The sequence below is a fragment of the Streptomyces sp. MnatMP-M17 genome (genome assembly GCF_900091995.1).
Lineage (GTDB): Bacteria > Actinomycetota > Actinomycetes > Streptomycetales > Streptomycetaceae > Streptomyces.
The window spans coordinates 1-9,697 of record NZ_FMDK01000438.1; the positions used below are offsets into that span (position 1 = coordinate 1).

12 protein-coding genes are annotated in these 9,697 nt (G+C 70.9%); 7 read left to right on the forward strand and 5 right to left on the reverse strand.

From position 1 onward, the window contains the following. Positions 1–213, reverse strand: a 213-nt coding sequence (locus tag GA0115259_RS39105; RefSeq protein ID WP_141716622.1) for a zf-HC2 domain-containing protein, incomplete at its 3' end; no start/stop codon positions are given. Positions 214–293: 80 nt separating this feature from the next. Here GA0115259_RS39105 and GA0115259_RS19865 point away from each other — a divergent pair. The 4 genes from GA0115259_RS19865 to GA0115259_RS19880 all read left to right on the forward strand — a co-directional run bounded on the left by GA0115259_RS19865 (position 294) and on the right by GA0115259_RS19880 (position 4,292). After that, positions 294–1,043, forward strand: a complete 750-nt coding sequence (locus GA0115259_RS19865) for a LytR/AlgR family response regulator transcription factor (RefSeq protein WP_093598868.1) — start codon at positions 294–296, stop codon at positions 1,041–1,043. Between the two features lie 122 nt (positions 1,044–1,165). Then, positions 1,166–1,537 (forward strand): hypothetical protein, encoded by a 372-nt coding sequence (locus GA0115259_RS19870; protein WP_237540227.1) that lies wholly within the window; start codon positions 1,166–1,168, stop codon positions 1,535–1,537. Further along, positions 1,534–3,105 (forward strand): sodium/solute symporter, encoded by a 1,572-nt coding sequence (locus GA0115259_RS19875; protein WP_093598847.1) that lies wholly within the window; start codon positions 1,534–1,536, stop codon positions 3,103–3,105. The genes GA0115259_RS19870 and GA0115259_RS19875 overlap by 4 nt, the downstream gene beginning before the upstream one ends. Continuing rightward, positions 3,102–4,292 (forward strand): sensor histidine kinase, encoded by a 1,191-nt coding sequence (locus tag GA0115259_RS19880; RefSeq protein ID WP_093598850.1) that lies wholly within the window; start codon positions 3,102–3,104, stop codon positions 4,290–4,292. Before GA0115259_RS19875 ends, GA0115259_RS19880 begins: the two co-directional genes overlap by 4 nt. A gap of 27 nt (positions 4,293–4,319) precedes the next feature. Here GA0115259_RS19880 and GA0115259_RS19885 read toward each other — a convergent pair whose 3' ends face one another. Next, entirely contained in the window at positions 4,320–4,889 is a 570-nt protein-coding gene (locus tag GA0115259_RS19885; RefSeq protein ID WP_093598853.1) for a hypothetical protein, read from the reverse strand. Positions 4,890–5,184: 295 nt separating this feature from the next. On the opposite strand from GA0115259_RS19885, the gene GA0115259_RS41990 reads away from it, so the two are divergent. Next, positions 5,185–5,349: a zf-HC2 domain-containing protein gene (locus GA0115259_RS41990; protein ID WP_256098052.1), complete on the forward strand. Its 165-nt coding sequence runs from the start codon at positions 5,185–5,187 to the stop codon at positions 5,347–5,349. Here GA0115259_RS41990 and GA0115259_RS19895 read toward each other — a convergent pair. Beyond that, positions 5,286–5,864, reverse strand: a complete 579-nt coding sequence (locus GA0115259_RS19895; protein WP_093598856.1) for a sigma-70 family RNA polymerase sigma factor — start codon at positions 5,862–5,864, stop codon at positions 5,286–5,288. The two genes, GA0115259_RS41990 and GA0115259_RS19895, sit on opposite strands and share 64 nt — an antisense overlap. A gap of 263 nt (positions 5,865–6,127) precedes the next feature. Between GA0115259_RS19895 and GA0115259_RS19900 the strand changes: the two genes are divergently transcribed. Beyond that, positions 6,128–7,312, forward strand: a complete 1,185-nt coding sequence (locus GA0115259_RS19900) for a CapA family protein (protein WP_093598859.1) — start codon at positions 6,128–6,130, stop codon at positions 7,310–7,312. Positions 7,313–7,481: 169 nt separating this feature from the next. On the opposite strand, the gene GA0115259_RS19905 is transcribed toward GA0115259_RS19900, so the two are convergent. Further along, positions 7,482–7,940 (reverse strand): universal stress protein, encoded by a 459-nt coding sequence (locus GA0115259_RS19905; RefSeq protein ID WP_093598862.1) that lies wholly within the window; start codon positions 7,938–7,940, stop codon positions 7,482–7,484. Between the two features lie 246 nt (positions 7,941–8,186). On the opposite strand from GA0115259_RS19905, the gene GA0115259_RS19910 reads away from it, so the two are divergent. Further along, positions 8,187–9,047, forward strand: coding sequence for a polysaccharide deacetylase family protein (locus GA0115259_RS19910; protein WP_093598865.1), 861 nt, complete (start codon positions 8,187–8,189; stop codon positions 9,045–9,047). Positions 9,048–9,175: 128 nt separating this feature from the next. On the opposite strand, the gene GA0115259_RS19915 is transcribed toward GA0115259_RS19910, so the two are convergent. After that, positions 9,176–9,697, reverse strand: a 522-nt coding sequence (locus tag GA0115259_RS19915; protein WP_107469226.1) for a class F sortase, incomplete at its 5' end; no start/stop codon positions are given.

Genomic DNA, 9,697 nt, shown 5'->3' on the forward strand with positions numbered 1-9,697 from the left:
CAGCTCCGGGCTCGCGGCGGCGAACGGCGCCACCTCGGCGGGCGTCCGCCGCGCGTACTCGTCGAGCTGCGCCTTCACACCGCCGAGGTCGGCCAGCAGCAGGGCGCACCGCGGACACTCCATCAGGTGGTCCTCGAAGCGGAAGGCGTCCGCGGCGTCGAGCACGCCCAGCGTGTAGGCGCCGACATCACGATGGAGGTCCAAGGTCCGCATGGTGTCTGGTACGCAGCGGAGCGCCGAATCATTCAAGCCGGGGAAGCCATTGTGTGTTCGAGGACCTACACTCCGGCGTCATGCTGCGCGTACTGGCCGTGGACGACGAAGAACCGGCGCTCGAAGAGCTTCTCTATCTGCTCAGGGCCGATCCGCGGATCCGCAGTGCCGAGGGCGCCACGAGCGCCACCGAGGCGCTGCGCCGGATCGGTGCCGCGCTCGACGCGGGGCCCGACGGCTCCGCCTCCGTCGACGTGGTCTTCCTCGACATCCATATGGCCGGGCTGACCGGGCTCGATGTCGCCAAGCTGCTGGCGGGCTTCGCCGAGCCGCCGCTGATCGTCTTCGTCACCGCGCACGAGGGCTTCGCCGTCCAGGCCTTCGATCTGAAGGCCGTCGACTACGTCCTCAAACCGGTGCGCAGGGAGCGGCTCGCCGAGGCCGTGCGCCGGGTCGCCGAGCTGGTGGGGGAGCGCGGTCCGGCACAGGCGCCCGCCGCCGACCAGATACCTGTGGAACTCGGGGGCGTGATCCGCTTCGTCGCCGTGGACGACATCGTCTACGCGGAGGCCCAGGGCGACTACGCCCGGCTGCACACCGACAGCGGCAGCCATCTCGTACGGATCCCGCTCACCACGCTGGAGGAGCGCTGGCGGGCCCGCGGCTTCGTCCGGATCCACCGCCGTCATCTGGTCGCCCTGGCCCGGATCGACGAACTGCGGCTGGACGCGGGCGCGATGAGCGTACGCGTCGGGGGCGCGGAGCTGGCCGTCAGCCGACGCCACGCCCGCGCCCTGCGCGATCTCCTGATGCGACAGGGCGGGCGCTGACCAGGCCCTTCCGTAGGGATCGCCCGGCTGCGTACACTCCGGGCCCGGGCACAGGGCCGGGCCCGGCACAGGGCGGTTCCGGCACAGGGTGTTCCGGCGCGGGCCCGACGGGAGGAGCGCGTATGACGGGAGAGTCCCGGCAGCCCGCGCCCCGGCGCGAGGTCGTCACCGGCGAGTCCCGGCGCGTACGGCCGCTGCCGCGCTACCGCGCCCAGGCGGAGATCGAGGAGCAGACCGCCCTCGGCGACGCCTATGTGCGCTCCCTGATGCGCAGTCAACTACGGGCCGGGCTCTCCGCGTTCGCCGTGCTCGCGCTGGTCGCCGGCACATTGCCGCTGGCCTTCGCCGCGCTGCGGGACGCGACGGCGGTCTGGGTGGTGCTGGGTTTCGCCGCCTATCCGCTGCTCACGCTGCTCGCCTGGTGGTACGTACGGCGCGCGGAGCGCAACGAGCGTGATTTCGCCCGGCTGGTGAAGGGCCGGCCCGTTCCGTGAGCCAGAGCTATACGGTGACGGCCGTCACCGTCGTCGTCCTCGCCACCGTCCTCGTCGGCGGCTTCGGGCTGCGGATCTCCCGTACCACCTCCGACTTCTATGTCGCCTCCCGCACCGTGGGCCCCGGGCTCAACGCCGCCGCGATCAGCGGCGAGTACCTGTCCGCCGCCTCCTTCCTCGGTGTCGCGGGCCTGGTGCTGCTGCACGGCCCCGACATGCTCTGGTATCCGGTCGGCTACACCGCCGGCTATCTGGTGCTGCTGGTCTTCGTGGCCGCGCCGCTGCGCCGCTCCGGCGCGTACACACTGCCCGACTTCGCCGAGGGACGGCTCGAATCACGCGCGGTGCGCAGGCTGGTGAGTGTGTTCGTGGTCGGCGCGGGCTGGCTCTATCTGGTGCCTCAACTCCAGGGCGCGGGGCTGACCTTGAGGATTCTGACCGGCGCACCGGACTGGCTCGGCGGAGTGCTCGTCGCGCTGGTCGTGGTGGTCGCGGTCGCGGCGGGCGGAATGCGCAGCATCACCTTCGTCCAGGCGTTCCAGTACTGGCTCAAGCTCACCGCGCTGCTCGTACCGGCGCTCTTCCTGCTGCTGGCCTGGCAGGGCGACGGCCGGCCGCACGTCGATCTCGGGCTGACGAGCGCCGTCGCGGACCGCGCCGACCATCCTCTCTACGCGACGTACGGACTGATCGTGGCGACCTTCCTCGGTACGATGGGCCTGCCGCATGTCGTCGTCCGCTTCTACACCAGCCCCAACGGCCGGGCCGCCCGCCGCACCACGGTCTTCGTTCTGGCACTGATCGGCGCGTTCTATCTGCTGCCGCCCGTCTACGGCGCGCTGGGCAGGCTGTACGTGGCCGAACTGCCTCACGGCGCGAACGCCGACGCCGCCGTGCTGCTGCTGCCGGAGCGCGCGATCGGCGGTCTCGGCGGAGCGCTGCTGGGCGCACTCGTGGCGGGCGGCGCCTTCGCCGCGTTCCTGTCCACGGCCTCCGGGCTGACCATGGCCGTCGCGGGCGTCCTCACCCAGGATGTCCTTCCGTCGCGTGGTGTACGGCACTTCAGACTGGCCACACCGCTCGCCATGGCCGTACCGCTCGGCGGCTCGCTGCTGGTCAGCGGGATGCCCGTGGCGGACTCCGTAGGGATGGCCTTCGCGGTCTCCGCGTCCTCGTTCTGTCCGCTGCTGGTGCTGGGCATCTGGTGGCGCCGGCTCACTCCGCCCGGTGCGATCGCCGGACTGCTGCTCGGCGGAGGGCTGGCGTTCGCCGCCACGGTGATCACGGTCAGCGGCGTCGTACGGTCCGGCTGGCCGCACGCGCTGCTCGCCTGGCCCGCCGTCTGGTCGGTGCCGGTCGGCTTCCTCGCGATGATCCTGGTGTCCCTGGCCACACGCGGCCGGATACCGCCGGGCACCAACGCGGCCATGACACGATTCCATCTGCCGGAGGCCCTGATGCCTGGCGCGCGCGGCGGCCCGGGCGGTCCGGGCGGCTTGGACGGCATCAGCGGCACCGGTGGTACGAGCGGCACCAGCGGTACGAGTGGTACGGGAGGTGTCCGATGAGCGGCGCGGCCCTCGCCGTACTGATCGTCCTCGGTCCGCTGCTGCTCGCGGGCGGCTTCGTCCTCGGTCGGCGCACCGCGCGGCCCGCGCGGACCAGCGATGTCGGCACGCCCGTGGAGCACGCCACCTTCGAGACACTGCACACCGCCTCGCTCGCCGCGCCGCCGCTCAGAGCCGGACTCACCGAGGAGAGCGCGCGCAAGGCCGCCCGCAGACTCCGCTCCCTGCTCGGCACCGACGCGCTCTGCCTCACCGACCGGGAGCGGGTCCTCGTCTGGGACGGTCTGGGCGAACACCACGGCCGACATGTGATGGACCATGTGCGGGCGCCGCTGGACAGCGGCCGTGACACGGCCTTCGCCAGCGGCTGCGGCGATCTCGACTGTCCGCTGCGCTGGGCGGTGGCGGCTCCGCTCACCGTCGACCACCGGGTGCTCGGCACGCTGGTCGCCTATGCGCCACGGGAGTCGGCGGTGCTGGCCAGGGCGGCCGGGGAGGTCGCGCGCTGGGTCTCCGTCCAGCTCGAACTGGCCGAGCTGGACCGCTCCCGCACCCGGCTGATCGAGGCCGAGATCAAGGCGCTGCGGGCCCAGATCTCACCGCACTTCATCTTCAACTCCCTGGCCGCCATCGCCTCGTTCGTCCGTACCGATCCGGGGCGGGCCCGTGAACTCCTCCTGGAGTTCGCCGACTTCACCCGCTACTCGTTCCGCAGGCACGGCGACTTCACCACTCTCGCCGACGAACTGCACTCGATCGACCAGTATTTGGCGCTCGTACGGGCCCGGTTCGGCGAACGGCTCTCGGTGACGCTCCAGGTCGCCCCGGAGGTCCTGCCCGTCGCGATGCCGTTCCTCTGTCTTCAGCCGCTCGTCGAGAACGCGGTCAAGCACGGCCTCGAAGGAGCCGTCACCAGGAGCCGAATCACCATCAGCGCGCTCGACGCGGGAGCGGAGGCCGAGGTGGTGATCGAGGACGACGGCGTCGGTATGGAGCCGGACCGGCTGCGCCGGATCCTGCGCGGCGAGGGCGGCGCGTCCACCGGAATCGGGCTGCTCAATGTGGACGAGCGGCTCCGCCAGGTCTACGGGGACGAGTACGGGCTGGTCATCGAGACGGGAGTGGATGCCGGAACGAAGATCACCGTACGGATACCCAAGTACCGGGCGGGCGTACACGGCACCTGAGGCCCGGTCAGGCCTGGTCGGACCCGATCAGAACAGATGCATCGCCAGATGTCCCAGCGGCAGCCCGAGCTGCCAGGCCGGCGTCCACACCTGAGGTCCCTCCTCCTCTCCGCCTGCTCCGTACTCCCGCGCCACCGAGGCCGTCTCGGCCTCTCCGGCCGAGAACGGATCTCCGCCCGCCGGACCCATGGCGTCGAGATCGGCCGCCAGCAGCTCCGTCTCCTCCAGCCACCGCCAGGCCGCGCCCGCCAGCTCCAGATCCGGATCACGGCTGCGGGAGCCGGACTCGAAGGCCGCCGCCTCCAGCCGGTCGAGCCGGGTGCAGACCCAGTCGCGCCAGCTCGTGCCGTATGCCGTGAGCGAGCGCCACTCGTCCATACGCGCCACGACGCCTTGGAACCGCCGACCGCCCACCGGGCCGTCGGAGAGGAAAATGGTCAGGGCCAGCGCGTCCCGGCCGGCCCGGTACTCCAGCGTCGTGGGCGGCATCAGATCACCGGTGCGCAGCAGCTCGTCGGCGATGTACTCGGCGTACATCCAAGCCATCGGCACCAGCAGACCGCCACCACCTACCCCTTCGGTACTTTCCGGACGCATCGCTTTTCCGCCTTCCTTCCCCCGAAGCCTGCTTCAGGGAGCATTGAACCGGCGGAGGCCGCCTCGCGTGGCCAGAAGGGCAGGATCGGACGGCGGACGGGAGCGGATTGTGACGGGTGTGGCCGACGGTGCCGAGGACGGCGGTGGAACGGTGGATTCCGACAGCGGAACGGCTGATTCCGGCCCGCCGCCGGGCCGGCGCCCCGGCTCCTGTCCCGCGCCGAGCCCGGAGTCATGCCCGGAGTTACGCCCGGAGCCGCATCCCGAGCCACGTCCCGTTCCGGCCGGTCCGCATGTGCGCACACTGCTCGGCGCCCATGTGCTCGGCGCGCTCGCGCCCGAGGAGGACCGGCGGGTCGTGGACCATCTCGCCGGCTGCGAGCTGTGCGGTACGGCCTATCTGGAGGTGGCCGGTATGCCGTCGCTGCTCGCGCTCTGCGACGAGGACGATCTGCTGTAGCCGGGCAGGGAGCGGCTCAGCGCCCGTAGCGCGTAGTACGAACGGGACTTGACCGTGCCCTCCGGGATGCCCAGCGCCCGCGCGGTCTCGGCGACGCTCAGTCCGCGGAAATAGATCTGCACCAGGACCTCGCGGTGGTCACGGCTCAGCGTCTTCACGGCCTGCCGTACGTCGAGCACCGCGACCGCGCTCTCCGTGCGGTCCTCCGGATCGGGCGTGGCGGCGAGGATCCCGTCGCTGACCTCGCTGGGCCGCGCCATCCGGGACCTGCGCGCGTCAATGGCGAGCCTGCGGCCGACGGTGAACAGCCAGGGCCGCATGGAGTCGAAGGGCGCCTCGAACGCCTCCGGATGCTGCCAGGCCCGTACCAGCGTCTCCTGGGCCAGATCCTCGGCGCGCTGCCGGTCGCCGTAGGTCAGTCCCAGCAGAAAGTTCATCAGGGCCGGGCCGTGCGCGCGCTGAAGCTCCTTCAGCGCCCGCTCGTCGGTCGTCTCCGTGGCCGTGGCGGTGGTCATCGTGAACGCCCTTTCCCGTCGGGTTCGCCGTCCTGCGGTGGTGCTGCCGCCTGCCGTATACGAGCGCATGGCGGCGCCCGGGGACAGACGGAGCGCAGAGGTCTGCGACGAGCGGTCGCTCACTGCGACGAGTGGTGCGATGAACGGTCCGGCGGAGGCGTTCAGTCCCTTTCTCCGGCCTTGTCGGCTTGGTTACTTGACATCCATTTATATGACCATATGGATTCATTGCGTCGATATCCCCGAAAGACGGAGTACGGCTCATGACCAAGCGCATGCGACAAGGAGCGATGGCCGCCGCCGTGGTGCTCCTCGGAACCGCGGCGGCCTGCGCGGGCCCCGGGCGGCCCGCCACCCACGACCGTCCGCCGCACCACGGGCCCACGGCGGACGGCGCCGCCAAGAAGGGCGGATTCACCCTGGTCGCCACGGGCGATGTTCTTCCGCACGACTCCGTCATCGCCCAGGGAGAGTCCGACGCGGAGGACGACGGCTACGACTTCGCGCCGATGTTCGCCGCCGTCAAGCCCGTCGTCTCCGGCGCGGATCTGGCGATCTGTCATATGGAGACCGTGTACGGCGAGGAGGGCGGCCCGTACAGCGGCTATCCGGCCTTCGTGTCGCCGCCGGAGATCGCCCAGGGCCTCAAGGACACCGGTTACGACTCCTGCTCCACCGCGTCGAACCACAGCCTGGACGACGGAGCCGACGGTGTACGCCGCACTCTCGACGCCCTCGACAAGGCGGGCGTCAAACACGCGGGCTCGGCCCGCTCGGCCGCGGAGGCCATGCGCCCGGCCCTGATGAAGGCGGGTGGCGCCAAGGTCGCCCAGCTCGCGTACACCTTCGGCACCAACGACAATCCGTTTCCCGAGGACCAGCCGTGGGCGGTCGGTCTCCTCGACGAGGACCAGATCATCGCCGACGCGCGGGCCGCGCGGAGCGCCGGGGCCGATGTCGTCGTGGTGAGTCTGCACTGGGGCACCGAGTGGCAGACCGAGCCCGACGCGGAACAGCTCGAACTGGGCAAGAAGCTCACCGCGTCGCGCAGCGGAAGCCGGCCCGACATTGATCTGATCCTCGGCACGCATGCGCATGTGCCGCAGCCGTACCAGAAGGTCAACGGCACCTGGATCATCTACGGGATGGGCGACCAGGTCGCCGGCACGATGACCAACAACGACGGCGAACTCGACGGGCGGGGCAACCACGGTTCGATCGGCCGCTTCACCTTCGCGCCGCCCGCGGCGAAGGGAGAGCGCTGGCAGGTGAAGAAGGCCGAGTTCATCCCGCAGATGATGGATCTGGACACGCTGCGGGTGGTCCATCTGCCGGAGGCCGTACAGCGGGATCCGAGGCGGGAGGACTACCGGGAGATCCAGTCGGACATCAGCGAGGCGGTCCTCAGCCGGGGCGCGGCGGCAGACGGGCTCACGATGGGCCGCTGAGGGCCGCGCGGAAGCCATGGACCCCGGGCAAGCCCGATGCCCGCCGGAAGGCGCGGAGCGGGCTACGGGCGGCGGCTACGGGGCGGTGGGACGCGTCGGCCGGGGCCGGATTGCGGGCGGCGGTCATCGGTCCTCGGACCAAGAGGCGAGCGCGTCATCGGCTCCCGGGTTACGGGACGACCGTCACCGGCCAGCGGCCCGCCTTGACCAGCCGTACCGCCACCGAGCCGATGATCCGGTGCCCGGCCGACTCGGAGGCGCCGACCACCACGGCGTCGGCCTTCAGCTCGTCGGCCGCGGTGACCAGTCCGTTGTACGGGTCCCCGTGGAACGTATGGAACTCCCAGCGGACGTCCCAGACGTCCTTGACCCGCTCGATCGCCTCGCGGACCTCCTTCACCAGCCCTTCGGCGATCTCCCCGGTCGTGTCCGCGACCGGGGCGCCGAGGGCCGCGCCCGCCGCGAGCACCGGCTGTACATAGACGATGGCGAGCAGCGAGTTCTGCCGCCGGGCGAGACCGCCGGCGTACGAGGCCGCGCGGAACGAGGACTGCGATCCGTCCACACCGACGACGATCACCTTGGGGCCGTCGGTACCGCGTTCGAATCTGGTGGGCTGCTGGGTCACATACGCAGGCTATCGGCTCCCGGGGGACCGTCGATGAACGGTGTCCCTCAACGAGCCGAGGGGCCGGCCGTTACGGCAGCGGCCGGGTGATCGTGATTGTCACCCGGTCGGCCATCCGTGAGACACTTCCGGTCCCGTCGGCGTGCGGGCCAGGGACCGGAGCGGTGCTCATCCCATCGGGTGCTTTCGCCCGGTTTTGGGGTGTTGCTGAGTGACGGAAAGCATCCGCCGTGCGAGCCATTGGTCATGAAAAAGGATCAGATGATTCCGGGGCGCCGTGCCGTCCTGCGGGTCGCCGCCTGTCTGGGCGCCGCCCTCGCCGCCCGGATGATCACCGCAGGACAGGCCCAGACGCCCGGTCCCTCCGTGGTCCCGGCGCCGCCGGCGGGCTCCAAGGACGCGGTGGAGGCGGCGGGAGCCAGGGCGAGCGCCCCGCTCAAGCCCTCCGCGTATCGGCTCCAGCCCATGATCGAGAGCGCTCCGCTCGGCTACCGCAGAGCCGCGCCTCCGGTACGCAAGAACCCCATCCTGGCCCTGCCCGAGCTGGGCCGCAGCATGGTGCTCACCTTCGACGACGGGCCCGACCCGCGCTACACACCGGGCATCCTGCGTACGCTCAGGACCTACGACGTACGCGCGATGTTCTTCGTCTGCGGCGGGATGGTCGAGGACTATCCCGATCTGCTGCGGGAGATCGCCGACGACGGGCATGTCGTCTGCAATCACACCTGGAACCATCCGCTGGTGCCGAGCCTCGCTCCGTCCAGTATCCGCAAGGAACTGGGACGGACCAGCGAGTTGATCGAGGAGACCATCGGCACCGCGCCGCTCTGGTACCGGGCGCCCTATGGTGCCTGGAACAAGCACTCCTTCGAGATCGGCGCCGAGCTGGGTATGGAGCCGCTCGCCTGGACCGTCGACACCCTCGACTGGAATGTGCCCGGCACCGAGAAGATCGTCAGCAGGGTGCTGGACGGCGCCGGGCCCGGCGTCGTGGTCCTGTCGCACGACGCGGGCGGCAACCGCTCGCAGAGCGTGGCGGCGCTCCGTGTTTATCTGCCCAGACTGCTGAAGGACGGCTACCGCATCGCGGTGCCGCACCGATGAGCCGGACGGTTCGATGAGACGACCGCACCGATGAGATGTCCGCACCGAAGGGCCGGCCGGCCCGAGTGAGCCGGCCGGCCCAAGTCTTTCCCGTGGCTTTTTCCGTGGCGTGGCTGTCTTTCCGTGGCTCAGCGCGTCTCGGCCAGCCGGGCGAAGACCACGACATTGCCGGCATAGCCGCCGGCCTTCGAATAGCCGCCGCCGCAGGTGATGACCCGCAGCTCGGCATGGCCGGTGTCGCCGTAGACCCGGGCTCCCGGGAAGTCGTCCTTGGCGAAGACCTCGACGCCGTAGATCACGAACACGGCCGTCCTGCCGTCGAGCCGGGTCACCTCGATGCGCTGGCCCTTCTCCAGCGAGCCCAGCGCGAAGAAGACGGCGGGCCCCGCCTGGTTGTCGACATGCCCCACGACCACAGTGGTGCCACGCTGGCCCGGTGCGACGCCGTTCTGGTACCAGCCGGCCAGATTGGGATCCCGTGGCGGCGGCGCCGCGATCCAGCCGTCCGCGTCGAGGCCCACGTCCACCACTGGGGTGTCGACCTTGATGGCCGGGATCCGCACCCGTGCCATCGGCGCGTACGGCAGCGGCTTGACGATCGCGGCCGTGTGCGCGGCCGCGGCTGCCGGATCCGGCTTGCCCAGCCCCGC